Consider the following 18,147-nt stretch of genomic DNA (forward strand, 5'->3'; position numbering starts at 1 on the left):
AGAGGCATAGCAAAAAAGTGCTGCCCATCTGCGCTTAATAATACTCTCAAGCGTGATCATAGCACCGGGCGTACAACGGCGTCATGCCGCGAGCGCAGTAGACTGGTAGAATCATGCCTTTTTAAGCAGGGGGTGGCATGCAGCACATATCACGATCCGTGGTTTCCAATCAGCCAAGCCCGCATCAGGATGTGGCGCGCCGAGTGGCGCGTGCCTTGGAAAACCCGCTGCGAAAGCCAATCGCTGCGCATACACAACAAGCGTTTGAACACGCGCATACGTGGCTGCAAATGCAGCAAGCGCCGTTAATCCTAGATGCTGGCTGCGGTGTGGGTCTTTCTACACGCCGTTTGGCAGAACAGTTTCCAGCGCATGCGGTGATTGGTGTCGACCGGAGCGAAGATCGACTAGGTCGAGACCATGGTAAGCTGCCCGCTAACGCGCTGCTGGTGAGAGCTGACCTTGTCGATTTCTGGCGACTTGCCGAACAGGCAGACTGGGCGCCTGAACGACATTTTCTGCTTTACCCCAACCCATATCCAAAAGCTGCCCATTTAAAAATGCGTTGGCATGGACATCCGGTTTTCCCCACACTGCTAGCCCTTGGGGGGCACTTAGAAGTGCGTTCCAATTGGCAGCTGTATGTTAAAGAGTTTGCACTAGCAGCTGCTTTGGTAACGGGAAAGCAGGCAGTAATTAAGGTGTTGGCTCCTAACGGCAGCCATCTAACCCCGTTTGAAGCAAAATATGATCAAAGCGGCCAAACGCTTTGGCAGTTACAGATTGAATTGGAGCGGGCATGACGTTTGTGTATCTAGTGCTAGCGATTGTTGCCGAGGTTATCGCGACTAGCGCTCTCAAGTCTTCAGTGGGATTCACCCGGCCGTTTCCGAGCATTATGGTCGTCGTAGGCTACGGTGTGGCATTTTATCTGCTAAGCCTGGTGTTGCGGACACTGCCTGTGGGTATTGCCTACGCCATTTGGGCGGGGTTGGGCATCGTGCTGGTCACGCTGGTTGGCATTGTGGTTTTTGGCGAGAAGCCTGATTTGCCCGCCGTTGTTGGCATTAGCTTGATCGTGGCTGGGGTAGTCATACTTCAAGTCTTTTCAAAAATGAACGTGCATTGAGGAAGGTAAGCGTGACGTGCTCAGATAGGAAGTGTTCAGAGGTTAACGATTCTGCCGAGAAATTCTCAGCGTTTAATCATTCAGTTAACTCATCCCTACGCCGCTGGCGTCGAATGTTAATAACAACGGTGACCAGTGCTGCCTTATGTGTAAGCCCTGCACTTTATGCCGACTTCAGCCGCTTAGGTCAGTTAGAAAGCAAAGGCTTTTCAATTAGTGCTGAAGCGCGCTTACTCGATGCGGATTCCGGCAGTAATGCGTTACTGGGTAGCTTAAATCCTGAGCGTCAACTGTCGCCAGCCTCGGTCACAAAAGCCTATATGTCTGCCGCGGCCCTCAATCGTTTCGGGCCTCAGCATCGCTTTACTAGTCAGTTGGTCAGCACTGGTAATGTGGAAAATGGTGTGTTGCGCGGCGACTTGGTGTTTGAAGGTGGGGGAGACCCAGGGCTCACAACCGAAGACCTTTGGCGGTTAGTACAGCGCCTACAGTTAGCAGGTGTGCGCGAAGTGGATGGTGCGCTGGTTGTCAGTCAGTGGCGCTTTGGCCCTGTTAAGTGTATTACCACAGATCGTTGTAATGCGCGCACTCGAGTCACTAATGCTTACAGTGCGCCACTGACCTCTGCAGGCGTCAATTTTGGTAGCTGGTGCGCCAATATAGCCCCCGCTGCCAGTGCAGGAGCGCCTGCCCGCGTAGGATTATGCGATAGCCAAGCGCCGTTAATTACGATTGACAACCAAGTCACTACACGTCCCGCGAATAGCGGCACTGACATTAGTGCAGAGCGCATTACCGATGAGCGCGGTGATGTGTTGCGTCTTACCGGGCAAATTTCAACCAATGCGACGGCCCGAGATGTTTACCGCGGTGCTGGCGATGCAGCAGAGAAAACGGCTCAAGTATTGTTGAGCATGCTAAACCAAGCGGGCGTCAGTGTGCGTGATCCCTGGCGGGTTAGCACTTCTCGCCCGACTAATAGTGCACAGCGTTTGGCAGCCGTTGACAGCAAGCCACTTCAGGAACTACTGCTGCGCACGATGAATTACTCCAATAATTACATGGCCGATGTGTTGGCACTGAATCTGGTGGAGACGCCCCAAGCCCAGCTGCGCCAAGCAGGGCAAGCGATTGAAGCTTACGCGGAAAGCTTGCCTGGGCACGGGCCGCTGACACTGACCAGCGGTAGTGGACTCACCACGGACAACCGCACCTCGGCACGCGGTGTCAATGTGATGTTGGAGGATATGTTTCACAAGGGCGCGCTATTTCCGAGCTTCGTGGCTACCTTCCAATCGCCTGCCAATGGGGTAATGCGCTTTATTCGCCGTGGTTCGCCAACGTTTCAAAATAACGTCATGCTGAAAACCGGTACGCTGAATCAGCCGTTTGCCGTTCGTTCCGTAGGGGGTTATTTCCGGACTGCCCAGGGGCGTTGGGGCGTGTTTAGCGTATTGGTTAACGGTAGTGGCAGTACGCCTTACCTTAGCTGGCCCGAAGTGCTTGATCCGCTGTCGTTGGATTTAGACGCGATGATATTAGCTAATTAATTTTAATTTATACCGCCGAGGCAACGGGCATGAAACCAGGACATACTGGGTTAACCCATTTACTTCACTCATCGCGTTATTCATGGAAAGGGTTAAAAGCGGCCTTTAGAAATGAAGCTGCGTTTCGCCAAGAAGTAGGTATTACAGCGGTGCTGCTGCCGCTTGCGTGGTGGGTTGGAGAGGGACCTATTAGCTGGCTGTTACTGGTTGGCAGCCTGTTTCTTGTGCTGATCGTGGAACTGCTCAATAGTGCTATAGAGAATGTTGTCGATCGCATTGGCACCGAGCATCACGAGCTTTCAGGGCGTGCTAAAGATATCGGCTCGGCGGCGGTGATGCTGTCATTGATCATGGCGGGCTTAACCTGGGGGCTGTTAGGCTGGCAAAGATTGATTGGCTAACGCGCTTTTATAAAGCCTACGCAGTGATTAGCTTCATCAATAAACCTAATAGACGACGCTTGGCAGAGAGGTGGTTATGCAGTTAAACGACGCGTTTTTACCCCAATATGTGCTGCCAACAGCGCTTAAGCCCGCCGCGAATCGCGCATGGCAGCGATTAAGTGAAGCGCTTAGCCAAGCTGATAATCTTGCCTCAATGACCAATCAGTCGTTGCCTTCCAGTAGTTGGGAAGCGCTTTCTGACACGCGTCGTGAAGCGCTAGCCAGCGTCGTAGCTATCTCAAGCTTCGCTTTAGAGACCTTGACGCGCTTTCCCCACTGGCTAATTGATTTAGATGTGGCTGGTGAGTTGGATGCGACGGCAAGTAAGGAAACCCAAGCGGGCTGGTTAGAGGATGCGCTGGAAAATGCTGATGACGAAGAGGCAATGCATCGTGCCATTCGCCGTTTTCGCCGTGCCCGCATGCTCGGAATTGTATGGCGCGACCTTAATCGTCCAGATGGCTACACCATGTGGGACACTGCTCAGGCAGTCTCGTGGCTTGCGGAGGTTTGTATTGAAGCCGCGCTCAGCTGGCTTGAGCGTTTTTATTCCCCACGCTGGGGTCTACCTGCGGCCCGCAGTGACGGCTCGTCCCAGCGGCTGGTGGTGCTGGGTATGGGTAAGCTTGGCGCGGGTGAGCTAAACCTCTCATCGGATATCGACCTGATTTTCGCCTTCCCTGAAAAAGGTGAAACCGAAGGTGGGCGCAAGCCCCTTGAGCACCAAGAGTACTTCACCAAGCTTGGCCAGAAACTGATCGCCGCCTTAGATGCTATGACGGCCGATGGTTTTGTATTTCGGGTGGATATGCGTCTGCGCCCACTGGGTGACGGTGGCCCTCTGGTGGGCAGTTTCTCAATGCTCTCCAGTTACTATCAAGACCAGGGCCGTGAGTGGGAACGCTATGCCATGCTCAAAGCGCGACCCGTTGCAGGAGACGTCGACGGAGGGCATGAGTTGCTCGCGAGCCTCCGGCCGTTTGTTTACCGCCGCTACCTGGATTTTGGTGCAATTGAATCGCTGCGTGAACTCAAGGGGATGATCAACCGCGAAGTAAAGCGCAAAGGCATGCAAAGCAATATCAAGCTAGGTCCTGGTGGAATTCGAGAGGTTGAGTTCGTTGTCCAGGCATTTCAGCTAATTCGCGGTGGACGCGATACCGAACTTCAAGTGACCTCGCTAAAGACCGCTCTTAATCGCTTGCCGGAGCTGGGGCTGTTGCCCCAAGCCGTGGTTGACGAGTTGCTGCCGGATTATGCCTATCTGCGTGATATGGAGCATGCCATTCAGGCACTTGAAGATCGCCAAACTCAAACGCTACCCGTTGATGATGAAGACCGTGAACGGGTTGCCTTTGCTTTGGGGCATGAAGATTGGCCTGGGCTCATCGCACGGTTGGATGAAGTGCGCGAACGGGTTCGTCAGCACTTTGATGCGGTGATCGCCGACCCGGAAGAGGATACCGATGCAGAAAGTGGTGACGATAACCTTGGTTTGTCGCAATGGCGGTTGCTGTGGCGTGGCGAACTAGAACAAGAAGAGTCGACGGCACTGCTTACAGATGCCGGTTTTCTGGAACCAGAAAAAGCGCTTAAACGGTTGTATGGTCTTTACCATTCCCGCCAAGTGCAAAGCATGCAGCGTATCGGCTTTGAACGGCTGGATGCGCTGATGCCCCTGCTACTGGTTGCTGTCGCGGAAAGTGAATCACCGGATAACGCCCTTAGCGGCGTTCAGCCGCTGATTGAATCGGTGCTAAGGCGTACCGCTTATCTTGCGTTGCTGCGTGAAAACCCCCAGGCCCTTGAGCACCTCATGAAGCTGTGCTCGGCGAGTCACTGGATTGCTGAGCAACTGGCGCGCTACCCAATATTGCTTGATGAACTGCTAACGCCGGACACGCTTTACACACCTGCTGACAAGTCACGCTTAGCAGACGAGCTACGCCAAACATTGAATCGTCTACCGGAAGATGATGATGAAGCGCAGTTAGAAGCGTTACGCGTGTTTAAGCACGCACAGATGCTTCACGTTGCGGCATCGGACATCGCCGGAACACGCCATCTGATGAAGGTGAGCGACTACTTAACGTATATCGCTGAAGTCATTCTGGATGCGGTGTTAGCGATGGCCTGGAAACATGTCACGCGTAAACATGGTGTGCCAGAAGGCCTCACTACACGAGAACCCGCGTTTCTGATTGTCGGATACGGCAAGCTGGGGGGCATTGAGCTGGGTTACGGCTCTGATTTGGACCTGGTGTTTCTTCATGATAGTGATGGAAAAGGCACTACCGATGGCGCTAGGCCAATCGATACACCGGTCTTTTTTACCCGGTTAGGCCAGCGCATTATCCACCTATTAACCGCAGTAACGCCTGCAGGTAGCCTCTATGAGGTTGATATGCGTCTTCGGCCTTCGGGCAATGCGGGCCTGTTGGTGACCTCGTTAGAAGCCTTTGCGGATTATCAGCGCCAAAACGCTTGGACCTGGGAACACCAAGCGCTGGTACGTGCGCGCGTCGTTGCGGGCAGTAATGCGCTTGCGGAAAAATTCGATGCGATCCGTGGCGAAATGCTGTGTCGCGAGCGTGATCCGCAAACGTTGAGAGATGATGTTGTCAGCATGCGTCATAAAATGCGCGATCACCTTGGTTCTAAAGGGCAGGGTTCAAAAGGGCAGGGTTCTAAAGGACAGGGCTTAAAAGGACAGCCAGAGAATATGGAAGGGGAGGTATTTAGCCTGAAGCACGATGTGGGCGGCATGGTCGATATCGAGTTTCTCTGCCAATACGCGGTGTTGTCGCTCGCTCATGACACGCCTGCGCTAAAAACCTACAGCGATAATATCCGTATTTTGGAAACCCTCGCCGAAAGCGGTCATCTCACCGAATCAGAAGCGGAGCAACTGCGTGAAGCGTATCTTGCTTATCGTAGCCGTACCCATCGTGCAGCGTTGACAGGTGAAAAAACCACTGTGGATGCGCAGGCGTTCAAAGCCCATCGTGATGTGGTGATAGCACTTTGGCAGCGTTTTCTTGAACCTTGATTGGTGATGTGACCATCTTTAAGTAGCATCGACAAGGAAGATAGCCTGATAACAATAAGGATGCGTCCCCCTATGCCAGCAATATCTAGTCTCTGTGCCCGCCACTTGGCGGAGGGCGCATGATCGGCCAAATTCTCGCCACACTGTTACCCGTGTTCTTGATTGCTGGTTGTGGTGCGGTTTATGGGCGTTACCGCAACCCGGATATTCGCAGCCTTAATACGCTTAATATGGAGCTGTTTGTTCCGCTACTGGTATTTGCCGTGCTGGCGGATCGCCAAGCACCTTTGGCAGATTACGCGTGGCTTGCCACCGCCGCGGTGGCCGTCGTACTAGGGTCTGGACTTGTGCTTTGGCCCGTCGCTAAATGGCTGTCGCTGGACATCAAAGTATTTTTGCCGCCAATGATGTTCAATAACTCTGGCAATATGGGGGTGCCGTTATTGGTGCTCGCGTTTGGGCCAGATGCCCTACCGGCAGCTGTGGTCGTGTTTATTGTTGAAATGCTGCTGCATTTCTCAGTGGGCCTTTATATGTTGGACCCACGCACGTCACTCTGGCGGCTGTTGCGAATGCCCATAGTAGCCGCAAGCCTGGCCGGGTTAGTCGTTAATGTAGGCGGTGTCGCGTTGCCTAGCTGGCTGTTGGAAGCGATGCACATGTTAGGGGGCATCTGTATTCCACTGATGCTCTTTGCCCTGGGTGTTCGGCTGCTGGACATTGACTTTAATGATTGGCGAACGGGGCTATTGGGGGCGGTGCTTTGCCCACTTTCGGGCTTAGTGATCGCATTACCACTTATGTGGTTACTACCGCTAAACCCGCTACAGATGGCTGTGCTGCTAGTATTTGCTGCACTGCCACCTGCGGTGCTGAACTACTTGGTGGCAGAGCAATATAAACTTTCCCCACAGAAAGTGGCTTCGCTGGTGCTAATCGGCAATTTAGGTAGCTTAATCGTTATGCCGCTGACACTGGCAGCGGCGTTTGCCTGGATTCAATCGCCGCCTTAGCAGCGGCGGTATTTAAAAGTTGGTTAAGACCGACGGCTGGTTAAGACCGACGGTGATCGTCTTTAACTTCGTAACTACCTTCCAATGCATCATGCTGGCGCGTAGAGGCGTCATTTTGAGCATAACTGCCGCCAACATCCTGAGCGTGATCAGCGCGCATTTGTTCCATGCGTTTTTTCATTTTATGACGGACAAATGGCATCATTGCCCAGCCAATAAGTAGCAAAAAAAGTCCGAGTACGACACCAACGACCATCAGTGCGCCAAACGCTAGCCACGTCAGTAGTAATTTGAAACTGCCCATTAGGCCGTTCGGCTGGGTTTGAGCTGCTCGGGCACGCCACTGATTAGCAGCTTGCCATGCGGCATTGCGTTGATCGCGATTCATTTGCGGCATGAAAGCCTCCATCGTTCGTATGCGTCCATTTGAACACGGCACCAAGGTCAAGTTCCTGGTCTGGATTAACATTTATTTATTCTGGCGGCGAAGAAATTTTTAACGAGTATGTTAGGTTAAACAGCCTGATGTTAAGTGTCTGGTATTTATTCGGTATTTCATAATGCTAGCATTTATCTGTATCTCAAATATGGTGTTACACAACGCCCATCTAACAGGATGGTTATATGGCAAATCATGGAGGCAAGTCAGTTTTTGTCGCTTCTACGGTGATTATATTCGGCTTGGTTATTATTGGCGCTGCATTCCCAGAAGGCTTTGGTAATGCAGCCCAAGCAGCACTCACCTCAATTACTGAATTGTTTGGCTGGTTTTACTTATTTTCAGTGTTTGGTTTTGTGGTTTTTCTTATAGGCTTAGCACTGAGTAAGTACGGAAAAGTACGCCTTGGCCCTCAAGACAGTACACCCAGCTACAGTTTTTTTTCATGGATTAGCATGCTGTTGGCTGCGGGATTTGGCGTCGGGCTGGTGTTCTATGGCATGGCTGAGCCAATGACGCACTATATCAGCCCTCCTTATGGCGACGTTCCTGCTGAAACAGACGCTGCTGCGCGCTATGCAATCCAATACAGCTACTTTAACTGGGGTATCCACCAGTGGGCGGCGTTTTCTGTTGTAGGGTTGATTATTGCCTACTTTCAATTCCGGAAAGGTCAAGCAGGGCTAGTGTCTTCCGTGCTCTCTTCGGTAACGGCGAAACATCCCCGGGTTCGTCCTTATGCATCATGGCTGGATATTTTCGCCGTGGTTGCCACCGTTATGGGGGTCGCCACCTCGCTAGGTTTAGGGGTGTTGCAAATGAACGGTGGCCTTAATGCGGTGTTTGGTTTGCCGGAAAATGGCTTTTGGCAGTTCGTCATACTATTTGTCATGTTCTGCGCTTACATGGCATCGACATGGTCAGGCTTGGATAAAGGCATTAAACGGTTATCAAACCTAAACATGATTTTATGTATTGGCTTAATGCTCTATGTATTAATCACCGGTCCTACCATTGCTATTTTAGAGACAATTACGCTGGGTATTGGTGATTACTTACAAAACTTTATTGGTATGAGCTTGCGTATTTCACCCTACAGCGATAATGAATGGGCGAGTAGTTGGACTATTTTTTATTGGGCATGGGTCATTGCTTGGTCACCGTTTGTGGGTACCTTTGTAGCGCGTGTATCCCGGGGTCGCACCATAAAAGAGTATGTCTTTGGCGTGCTGTTTGTGCCACCGCTACTTGCCTGTTTATGGATAGGCGTATTTGGTGGTGCCGCGCTTAATTTGGAAATGTCCGGCAGCGATGTTGGGTTAGCGGCTGCCACTGAGGCCAATATTACCGTGGCGTTGTTCGAGATGTTCGAACTGATGCCCTTTACCGGTGCATTGTCGGTGGTGGCCATGATGCTTATCTTTATTTTCCTGGTAACGTCGGCTGACTCTGCCTCCTATATCGTGGCGCAAATGACCGACAACGGCTCGATTAATCCACCGCTTTACAAGCGCATTATTTGGGGCGTATTGATCGCTGCCATTTGCTTAACGCTGATTGTGGCGGGTGGGCTTTCTGGACTCCAGTCGGCGGCAGTGCTTTCGGCATTACCGTTTACCTTTATTTTGTATATGATGATTGTGGTACTAATTCGTGAGCTTCGGGCTGACCGCAAAGCGATGCTAACGCAGTTATATCGTCGCCATGGGGAAACGCCTGTTGGTGCTGATGCGTTTGAAGCAGAGCAGTTAGGTGAAGAAGAGCGCCTACGTCGTGCCCCAAGCGTCGTCAATCGCCGCATTAATAGTTGAATTATTTGCTTATTTACAGGGGAAGCACCTATGGATAACGCGTGCTGATGGCCCGGCAAGGACACCATGGCGCCACAAGAAAACAGCCCAAAAGGGTGGTTTTTGATCGTTGGCTGGATCGCCTTGTCACCGTTGCTGTGATAACGGCGATGGTCGTGGGTATTGCAGCCGTGGTAGCCCACTGGTTGCTATGAGTCAGGTTGCCATGGATGGCAAAAGCGACATAGATAAGCGTCTCACGCTCGGCAATGCCGGGCGTTTTTATTTTTAATCACGAGAGAGTCAGAATGTTGCCTGATAATCCCGCCAAGGTGGCCTCCACCTACGCATCGCGACGTGAAATATTTGGTTGGGCAATGTTTGATTTTGCCAACCAAGCCTACACCTTGCTCATCATTACCGTCGTGTTTGGTGAGCTTTTTACGACGGTCATTGTAGGAGACCGGGGTGATGGCTTTCGCTTCGCGAATTTTTTGTGGAGTCTTGCGTTAGCGTTGAGCTACCTAATGGTCGTGTTAACTGCCCCGCTATGTGGCGCAGTGATGGACTATAGAGCAGAAAAAAAGCGCTTTTTATTGATAAGTTATCTCGCAACCGTGGCGACTACCGCCATGCTCTATTTTGTCGAGCCGGGCTATGTCGTTGTTGGGCTGCTGTTAATCATACTTTCTAATTATGCTTACTCAATGGGTGAGTCGTTTATTGCCGCTTTTTTGCCAGAGCTAGGGCCTCCTGATGCGTTGGGCAAAATTTCCGGTTTTGGCTGGGCGCTTGGCTATATTGGCGGCCTCTTTGCGGCAGGTTTTACGCTAATGGTGTTAGGGGAAGCGACAGCCGATAACTTTGAACGGATACGCTGGGTAGGGCCTTTTGCCGCTGGATTTTTCTTGGTAGCGGCTATCCCTACTTTCCTGTGGATGAAAGAGCGCGGTGTGCCGCAACCCCATGGTGTTTCCTATCGACGTATTGCGTTACAGCGTGTTCGGTCGACCTTTGCTGAGCTACGTTACTTTAAAGACTTAACGGTCTTTTTAGTGTCGTTGTTATTCTCAATGGCAGGTGTCTACATCATTATTGCGTTTGCTTTTATTTATGGCGCTCAAGTGATTGGCTGGGAAGAGAGCGTTCGCAATATTATGTTTATTATTGTTCAAGTAACGGCAGCAGCAGGCGCGCTGGGGTTTGGATTTTTACAGGATAAATTGGGCGCCAAACGCACGTATCAAATGACCTTAGCGCTTTGGGTCATTGCCATTGTTTCGATATGGGCGACACCAGAGCTAACCGACTGGGTCAACAGCCGTTACGCAGTGCAGTGGCAAGCGCAGTACGTTTTTCTTGTGGTCGGTTGCTTGGCGGGTCTTAGCTTGGGGTCTAGTCAGTCAGCCAGTCGGGCGTTAGTGGGCGTGTTTTCGCCATTAGAAAAGTCCGCTGAATTTTTCGGCTTTTGGGGGCTCGCCAATAAACTGGCAGGGGTGTTCGGGATTGTCATGCTCGGTGTTTTGCAAACGCTGATTGGTCTGCAAGCGTCTATCTTGCTATGTGTAGCACTGTTTGTTATTGCGATGCTGATATGTGCTGGCGTTAATGAACAACGGGGGCGCGATGCCGCGCTCGCATGGGAAAGGAGCGCTTAGCTCGGAGGTGGCGTATGAAAACCCTCGCTGTGCAACGTGGTGGTATCGTCATAATGCTGCTCTTTTGGGTGCTGCTATTGGCCGCTGGCACATGGCTGTTGGATGGTGGTTTCGAAAAGGTAATGACACCGAATGCCCATGTGATGTACGCCTTACCTGATGATGGGCCTGTCAATTTAACGCGTAATCGTGCCGGCCATTTTGAAGCGCCGGGGAAAATTAACGGGAAGCCGGTTACCTTTTTGTTAGATACAGGGGCTACCTATGTTGCTGTGCCCGGCAGTTTAGCAAGCGAGCTGGGGCTGGAACCAGGTCGTAATGCTTGGTTTAACACTGCAAACGGTCGCGCAGAGGGCTCGCTGACACAGCTAGATGAAGTTGTTTTAGGCAACATACGTATGAATGATGTACGAGGGTCTATAAGTCCTGGTATGGAAAACGATACCGTACTGCTTGGCATGAGTTTTCTTAATTTATTGACGATTGAAATACGCGATGGAGAGATGGTGCTGAGCTTGCCCGCACAGTGAATGTTACTTGTATACATCGAACCCATGTGCTTAGCTAAAACTTCATGGAAGTAAACCCTTAAGGAAGGAGTCGTTATGGGTATCGAAGTCGGCGGGTTACTGGGTCTTATCTGGCTCATTATTGTTATATGGGCGATTGTTAAAGTCGTGAAGAGTTCAGCCAGTGGGCTAGCAAAGCTACTGTGGATCTTGGCATTGCTACTTTTTCCGTTGGTTGGGCTGATTGTATGGTTTCTGTTTGGGCCCAAGGGGTAGCGGCTAATACGTTGTTTTAAAATAAAAAAGGCAGGCCATTACTTTGGTCTGCCTTTTTAGTAACCTAGCTATCAGGTAGCTTAACGAATCGTTAAGCGGCTCGTTACGTAGGTCGTCTCATTCACTTGGTGGCGCTTTGTAATGCCCAGGAATCGTCAATTTTTCTCCATTGGGCAGGTCGCGCACCTGAGTGGGTACGTAAACACGCTTGATAACACTTTTGGTTTTGCTGTTTCCCATAATGTCCTCTTCTTCTGCCAGATTATAGACAGTTAGCAAAATCACACTAGCGTTTGGCGGTGTAATAATCAAGTTGTCTAGCAGGCAAACAATTACATGGTGTTGGGGAAAGAGGTAAGGTGGCAGGCGTTTGAACAGTTTTGAGGTATCCTGGAAGATAGTGCAACCTGCAGTTACACAGGATGAGCGGGTAATAACACAAACTGCCTAAGCGGAGTGAGTATAAAGGATGGTAGACCACTTGGAACAGCAATTTCAGGCGCTTGGGGCTCAAGATGCCGTAACGCCTGACTATCCCGATCAAGATCACGTGTTGATTATTGAAGATGACCAGCGTTTGGCAGAGCTGACTCGCGAATACCTGGAGGCAAATGGCTTTCAAGTGACGCTAGAGGCGGACGGTGCAAAGGGCGTGGATCGCATTTTAACGCTTCAGCCTGATTTGGTGATTTTGGACTTAATGTTGCCGGGCGAGGATGGCTTAGCTATCTGCCGTCGTGTTAGGCCAAATTTTGCTGGCCCCATCATGATGCTAACGGCTCGCACCGATGATCTTGACCAGGTGCTGGGTTTGGAAATGGGGGCCGATGACTATGTGCCAAAACCGGTTCAACCCCGTGTCCTTCTAGCGCGTATGCGTGCGCTACTTCGTCGTGCAGATGCACCAGCGCCTGGAAGCGAAATGCGCCTGCGTTTTGAAAATCTAGAGATAGATAATGCAACGCGTGAAGCTTGGCTTTTCGGCGAGCGTATTGACCTTACCAGCGCAGAGTTTGATTTGCTGTGGTTGTTGGCGAGCAACGCGGGGCGTGTATTAACCCGTGAAGAAATTTTTAATGAGCTGCGCGGCATTAAATACGATGGTCAGGATCGCTCGATTGACGTACGTGTTTCGCGTATTCGTCCCAAAGTAGGCGACGATCCTCATCAGCCCCATCGGATCAAAACGGTGCGAAGCAAAGGCTATCTTTTTGTCAAAGACAGTTAACTAATACCGTTAATTTATACAGTTAACTAATACAGTTAACTAAGAGAGGTTAACCGCATGCGGCGAGTGCTGGGCCACGGTTCTTTTTTGAGATTTTATCTTCTGCTTGGTTTGGCACTGTGCGTTGTATTTTTTATTGCATTGGGCGGGCGTTCTTTTATTGAGCAGGTTCGTCGTGAAGATTATCGTGAACAGCTCGCCGCGTTGCCTATGTCGTTGATGACGCAGCAGTTAGCATCAATTCAGGGGGCTGAGCAAGTGGCTGAAAGAGAAGCCATGCTTGGCCGCTTTTCGGAACAACTCGGTATGCTGCTTTCACTTAAGCGCATCGAGAATGCAGAGCTTAACTATTTTGAACAAGTTCGTATTGAGCGAGGTACGGTTCTAGTTGCCGAAAACCCCTGGCAGTTGCGGCAACGCATACCCAACGATGTGTGGATGTTAGAAGCAACGTTTTCTACTTGGAGCGAGCGGCAGTGGCAGGGCAGCATGGTACTGCTCGGTGAGTGGCTCGCTAGCATGCCTCACGAGACGAGGGCTGATGCTGTCGCCTCGCTACACTCGGGCAGCTGGCCGCTTGCGCTGCTTTCAGCGCCGCCCGCTGACATCACCTCAGGGCAACAGTTGCAACTTGCGCAAGGAGGTGTGCTGACACGACTGGTGTCGGATAAGCTTTCACTGATGCTGCTCTACCAGGTTCCTGGTGATAACCAGTGGTTGCAGGCGGGGCCGACCTCTCGTGGTGATACGTTGCCGGTCAATTTGCACCTACCTTTACTGGTAGGGTTGATGGTGGTGCTTAGCCTGATTATTTATTTAATTATGCGCAGTATTGAAGCGCGCATGGCGCGTTTGGAGCTTGCCGCGACGAGAATCGCCAGCGGGCGTTTAGAAACCCGAGTGAAAGTAGAAAGCGGAGACTTTTTAGGTCGTCTTGGCATGGCATTTAATGGGATGGCGAATCAAGTTCAAAGCTTGTTAAGAGGCCAGCAAGAGATGATTCGCGCGGTGTCTCATGAACTACGCACGCCGGTGGCTCGAATACGATTTGCGGTACAAATGGTCGAAGATATGACCGACCAACCTGCGATTCGTCGTCAGCTTCAGGGAATTGATGCTGATATTTCTGAACTAGATGAATTAGTTGACGAAATTCTCACCTATGCACGTTTGGGTGGAGAGTCGATCAATGGCGTTGAATTGGAAATGGCCTTAGTTGAGTGCCGGGCAATGGCCGAGAGGGTCATTGATACACTGTCACCGCTGCACCAAAGCTTATCGTTAACGCTGGAGGGCTGTTCCGAGGTTGAGCTGTACGCCGAGCCCCGCTATTTGCAGCGCGCCTTACAAAATCTTGTCAGCAATGCCTGTCGCTATGGTAAGTCGCAGGTGGTAATTCGCCTATGGGATGAGCCTCATCTTGTGCGTATTGATATTGAAGATGATGGACCTGGTATACCGCCCGAGGCGCGTAGCGATATCTTCAAGCCTTTTGCCCGCCTTGATGACAGCCGCGCGCGTAGCTCCGGCGGCTACGGGCTGGGCCTCTCCATTGTGCAAAAAATTATGGCAGGTCACGGCGGTAGCGTTACTGTCGATTCCAGCCCTTCCTTGGGTGGTGCGCGCTTTACGTTGCTGGTTCCTCGTCGCGAGCCGCCGGCTTAATACCTGAAAGCACCGCAAATGACGTCTCTTTGGCGGTACGCAAAAAATCCTGCATCCAAGGCGCCTCTAAATTTTCCTCTCGAATGGCGGCATAAAGCGTGCTCCAAACGCCGTTCTCACCCAGTTTTACGGCGCTAACGTAGTCGCGCTCTAAATACTCGGTGAGTGCCCAGTTGGGTAGGGCGCAGACGCCTCGACCGCTGGCAACCAGCTGCATCATCATGATGGTGAGCTCAGCGGTGCGAATTTCTTTTGGTCGCACATTGGCAGGGGATAAAAACTGGGTAAACACATCCAGTCGGGAGTGTTCAACCGGATAAGTGATCAGCGTTTCCTCGGCTAATGCTTGTGGTTCGATAAAGGGGCGGCTGGCAAAAGCATGCTGTCGCGCAACCGCCAGCAACCCCTCATACCGAAACAGCGGCGCGTAATGAACCCCATCCAATGGCTGAGGGTCGGCGGTAATCACCAAGTCTAACTGTTCTCTAGCAAGGGCTGGCAGTGGGTCGAAGTGGTGCCCGCTAGGGATGTCAATTTCCACCTCTGGCCAATGGTCTCGAAAATAATCCACCGTTGGCATCAGCCATTGAAAACAGCTGTGGCACTCAATAGCCATATGTAATCGCCCCTGCTCTGTGCCCGCCAAACGCGCTAAATCGCGCTCGGCTTTACGCACCTCGGGTAAAATCTCATCTGCTAAAGCCAAAAGGCGAAGCCCTGCGCGGGTAAACTCCACTGGGCGCGTTTTACGCACAAACAGTGCGCTGTCAACGCGGCCTTCTAAGTCTTTCAGCTGATGGGAAAGCGCCGACTGAGTTAGATGAACCCGCTCAGCAGCCTCCACTAAAGACCCGGTTTCCCTTAGGGCGAGCAGCGTGCGTAGATGGCGTAATTCAATCATTGTGAGTATTTTTCATGTTTTGAATTAAAAACTTTAGTTTGATTCATTTTTTTAGGGTGAGCAGACTATGCGAAACCATTCACGTTGAAAGGCTTTATCATGACAGTTTCTCATATTCTCGGCTATCCCCGTATTGGCGCCCAGCGCGAACTTAAAAAAGCTACTGAAGCCTACTGGAGAGGTGACGTATCACGGGAAGCACTTGAAACAACAGGGCAGGCGTTGAGGCTGTCTCATTGGCAGGCCCAACAAAACGCCGGCCTCGATTTTGTTAGTGTCGGCGATTTTGCGTTTTACGACCAAGTACTTAATGTTTCCGTCATGCTAGGCGCAGTGCCCGCGCGTTTTAATGCCCAGCAGGAAGTCAGTGCAGGTAACGTCGACTTGGATACTGCGTTTCGTATGGCCCGCGGCCGTGCACCTACCGGCACGCCAGCGGCTGCATGTGAAATGACCAAGTATTTTGACACCAACTACCACTACCTAGTCCCTGAGCTGCATGATGGGCAGACATTTACATTAGCATCTGATCGCTTATTTAATGAAGTTGATGAAGCCTTACAGACAGGCTTTACGCCTAAAGTAACGCTGACTGGCCCGCTTACCTGGCTATGGCTGGGTAAGACCAAAGATCGTGAATTTGACCGGCTGAGCCTGCTAGACAGTGTGTTGAATGTGTACAGTGAAATTCTGGCGCGTCTCGCTACCCAAGGCATTGAGTGGGTGCAGCTTGATGAACCGGCTCTGGTGCAAGACCTGCCGCTAGCCTGGCAACAGGCGTATGAGCGTGCCTATCATCGCCTGCAAGCGGCACCGCTAAAGCTACTCATTGCCACTTACTTTGGTGCGTTGGGTGACAACCTTTCGCTCACCACACGTCTTCCCGTGGCCGGTTTGCATATTGATGCCGTGCATTCGCCGGGTCAGGTAGAGAGTGTGATTGATCGTTTAAGCCCTCATCAAGTGCTTTCGGTTGGTTTAGTGGACGGCCGTAATATTTGGCGTACTGATTTAGCAGCCCTGCGTGAGCGTTTACTGCCTTTAAAAGTGCGTTTAGGGCAGCGGCTATGGCTGGCCCCCAGCTGTTCGCTGCTACACGTGCCGGTAGACCTTTCTCAGGAAACTGAGCTGGATAGCGAGCTGGTCGGCTGGCTAGCATTTGCGCGACAAAAACTGGATGAAGTAGTAACGCTCACCAGGCTTATTGATAACCGAGCAATGCCTATTGATGAACAGCGGGTGAGCGAGGCAACGCGTGCCTTGGATGCGCGTCGGGAATCAACCCAAATTCATCAGCATGCCGTGAGTGCTCGCTTATCAGCGGTAACGGCTCAGGATAGCCAGCGTCAATCACCGTATGCCGCCCGTGCATTGGCCCAGCGCCGAACGCTTGCGCTACCGCTGTTTCCTACCACCACCATTGGTTCTTTTCCGCAAACCAGCGAGATACGTGCTGCTCGTCGAGCGTTTAAAGCAGGTGATCTAAGCCAAACGGATTATGAAGCACGTATGCGTGAAGAAATTGCCTACGTGGTAGAACGCCAACAAGCGTTAGGGCTTGATGTGCCCGTCCACGGTGAGGCTGAACGCAATGACATGGTGGAGTACTTTGGTGAACAATTAGAGGGTTTTGCCTTTACACGCGTTGGCTGGGTGCAAAGTTACGGCTCTCGTTGTGTTAAACCGCCGATTATTTTCGGTGATGTCACCCGCCCAGTGCCAATGACGGTTCGCTGGAGCGAATATGCTCAGTCGCTCACCGACAAACCCATGAAAGGTATGCTGACAGGGCCGGTGACAATTTTGCAGTGGTCGTTTGTGCGTGATGATCAACCCCGTGCGACCACCTGCCGCCAGATTGCTTTGGCGCTGCGTGACGAAGTGACGGATTTGGAAAAAGCCGGAATTCAGATCATTCAAATTGATGAACCTGCGCTACGTGAGGGCTTACCGCTTCGCCAGCACGAGTGGCAAGTCTATTTAGATTGGGCGGTAGAAAGCTTCCAGCTAAGTGCCGCTGGCGTGAAAGATAGCACTCAAATTCACACCCATATGTGCTATTCGGAGTTTAACGACATCATTGGTGCCATTGCTGCGTTAGATGCGGATGTGATCACGATCGAAACGTCTCGTTCAGATATGGAACTGCTGGACGCTTTTCAGGATTTTGCCTACCCGAATGAACTTGGACCAGGGGTTTATGACATCCACACGCCGAATATTCCAGAGGTTACGTGGATGGTGGCGCTGATGGAAAAAGCGCTTGAGAAAATCCCCGCCGAACGGCTATGGGTAAACCCTGATTGCGGTCTAAAAACCCGCAGTTGGGCAGACGTGGAGCCTGCGCTGGCTAATATGGTGGAAGCTGCACATCAACTGCGCCAGCGCTACGCATAAAAAATAGGCGTAAAACATCATGATCAGCGCTGACAGGCTGAGCTAATTTTATCTATATCGGTAAGTGTCTTTAGGCCCCGTTGACCAAGCAGCGGGGCCT

16 protein-coding genes are annotated in these 18,147 nt (G+C 51.5%); 13 read left to right on the forward strand and 3 right to left on the reverse strand.

Annotated elements, in window-relative coordinates; all coding sequences use genetic code 11:
* The first annotated feature begins 137 nt into the window (after positions 1–137).
* The 6 genes from trmB to ELY33_RS00290 all read left to right on the forward strand — a co-directional run bounded on the left by trmB (position 138) and on the right by ELY33_RS00290 (position 7,184).
* Positions 138–803: a tRNA (guanine(46)-N(7))-methyltransferase TrmB gene (gene trmB / locus ELY33_RS00265; RefSeq protein WP_126942244.1), complete on the forward strand. Its 666-nt coding sequence runs from the start codon at positions 138–140 to the stop codon at positions 801–803.
* The gene (locus ELY33_RS00270; RefSeq protein WP_126942247.1) at positions 800–1,129 is read left to right on the forward strand and encodes a DMT family transporter; all 330 of its coding nucleotides are present in this window, start codon (positions 800–802) and stop codon (positions 1,127–1,129) included. The genes trmB and ELY33_RS00270 overlap by 4 nt, the downstream gene beginning before the upstream one ends.
* 113 nt (positions 1,130–1,242) lie before the next feature.
* Positions 1,243–2,679, forward strand: coding sequence for a D-alanyl-D-alanine carboxypeptidase/D-alanyl-D-alanine endopeptidase (gene dacB / locus ELY33_RS00275; RefSeq protein WP_126942401.1), 1,437 nt, complete (start codon positions 1,243–1,245; stop codon positions 2,677–2,679).
* Between the two features lie 29 nt (positions 2,680–2,708).
* Entirely contained in the window at positions 2,709–3,080 is a 372-nt protein-coding gene (locus tag ELY33_RS00280) for a diacylglycerol kinase (protein WP_126942250.1), read from the forward strand.
* Between the two features lie 76 nt (positions 3,081–3,156).
* Positions 3,157–6,171: a bifunctional [glutamate--ammonia ligase]-adenylyl-L-tyrosine phosphorylase/[glutamate--ammonia-ligase] adenylyltransferase gene (glnE, locus tag ELY33_RS00285; protein ID WP_126942253.1), complete on the forward strand. Its 3,015-nt coding sequence runs from the start codon at positions 3,157–3,159 to the stop codon at positions 6,169–6,171.
* A gap of 119 nt (positions 6,172–6,290) precedes the next feature.
* Positions 6,291–7,184: an AEC family transporter gene (locus ELY33_RS00290; protein ID WP_126942256.1), complete on the forward strand. Its 894-nt coding sequence runs from the start codon at positions 6,291–6,293 to the stop codon at positions 7,182–7,184.
* 40 nt (positions 7,185–7,224) lie between these two features.
* On the opposite strand, the gene ELY33_RS00295 is transcribed toward ELY33_RS00290, so the two are convergent.
* Complete coding sequence (locus tag ELY33_RS00295) at positions 7,225–7,581, reverse strand: hypothetical protein (protein ID WP_126942259.1); 357 nt, start codon at positions 7,579–7,581, stop codon at positions 7,225–7,227.
* A gap of 227 nt (positions 7,582–7,808) precedes the next feature.
* Between ELY33_RS00295 and ELY33_RS00300 the strand changes: the two genes are divergently transcribed.
* From ELY33_RS00300 to ELY33_RS00315, 4 genes are all read left to right on the forward strand, one after another.
* Positions 7,809–9,434 (forward strand): BCCT family transporter, encoded by a 1,626-nt coding sequence (locus tag ELY33_RS00300; protein ID WP_126942262.1) that lies wholly within the window; start codon positions 7,809–7,811, stop codon positions 9,432–9,434.
* A 287-nt stretch (positions 9,435–9,721) separates the two neighbouring features.
* Positions 9,722–11,071, forward strand: a complete 1,350-nt coding sequence (locus ELY33_RS00305; protein ID WP_126942265.1) for an MFS transporter — start codon at positions 9,722–9,724, stop codon at positions 11,069–11,071.
* Between the two features lie 14 nt (positions 11,072–11,085).
* A complete protein-coding gene (locus ELY33_RS00310) occupies positions 11,086–11,601 on the forward strand; it encodes a retropepsin-like aspartic protease family protein (RefSeq protein ID WP_126942268.1) in 516 nt (171 codons plus the stop codon).
* 75 nt (positions 11,602–11,676) lie between these two features.
* A complete protein-coding gene (locus ELY33_RS00315; protein WP_126942271.1) occupies positions 11,677–11,856 on the forward strand; it encodes a PLDc N-terminal domain-containing protein in 180 nt (59 codons plus the stop codon).
* A 117-nt stretch (positions 11,857–11,973) separates the two neighbouring features.
* Here ELY33_RS00315 and ELY33_RS18180 read toward each other — a convergent pair whose 3' ends face one another.
* Positions 11,974–12,096 carry a hypothetical protein gene (locus ELY33_RS18180; protein WP_009724850.1) on the reverse strand — a complete coding sequence of 41 codons (123 nt, stop codon included), beginning with the start codon at positions 12,094–12,096 and terminating at the stop codon, positions 11,974–11,976.
* Positions 12,097–12,325: 229 nt separating this feature from the next.
* Between ELY33_RS18180 and ELY33_RS00320 the strand changes: the two genes are divergently transcribed.
* Together ELY33_RS00320 and ELY33_RS00325 are read left to right on the forward strand one after the other, a co-directional pair.
* Complete coding sequence (locus ELY33_RS00320) at positions 12,326–13,084, forward strand: winged helix-turn-helix domain-containing protein (protein WP_126942274.1); 759 nt, start codon at positions 12,326–12,328, stop codon at positions 13,082–13,084.
* 57 nt (positions 13,085–13,141) lie between these two features.
* On the forward strand, positions 13,142–14,749 hold the full coding sequence (locus tag ELY33_RS00325; protein ID WP_126942278.1) for an ATP-binding protein: 1,608 nt from the start codon (positions 13,142–13,144) through the stop codon (positions 14,747–14,749).
* Here ELY33_RS00325 and ELY33_RS00330 read toward each other — a convergent pair.
* Positions 14,712–15,650, reverse strand: a complete 939-nt coding sequence (locus tag ELY33_RS00330; RefSeq protein WP_126942281.1) for a LysR family transcriptional regulator — start codon at positions 15,648–15,650, stop codon at positions 14,712–14,714. The two genes, ELY33_RS00325 and ELY33_RS00330, sit on opposite strands and share 38 nt — an antisense overlap.
* A 99-nt stretch (positions 15,651–15,749) precedes the next feature.
* Here ELY33_RS00330 and metE point away from each other — a divergent pair, with 99 nt between their 5' ends.
* Positions 15,750–18,047 carry a 5-methyltetrahydropteroyltriglutamate--homocysteine S-methyltransferase gene (gene metE / locus ELY33_RS00335; protein WP_126942284.1) on the forward strand — a complete coding sequence of 766 codons (2,298 nt, stop codon included), beginning with the start codon at positions 15,750–15,752 and terminating at the stop codon, positions 18,045–18,047.
* The last annotated feature ends 100 nt before the right edge of the window (positions 18,048–18,147 follow it).

Source organism: Vreelandella andesensis (genome assembly GCF_003989795.1).
Classification (GTDB): domain Bacteria; phylum Pseudomonadota; class Gammaproteobacteria; order Pseudomonadales; family Halomonadaceae; genus Vreelandella; species Vreelandella andesensis.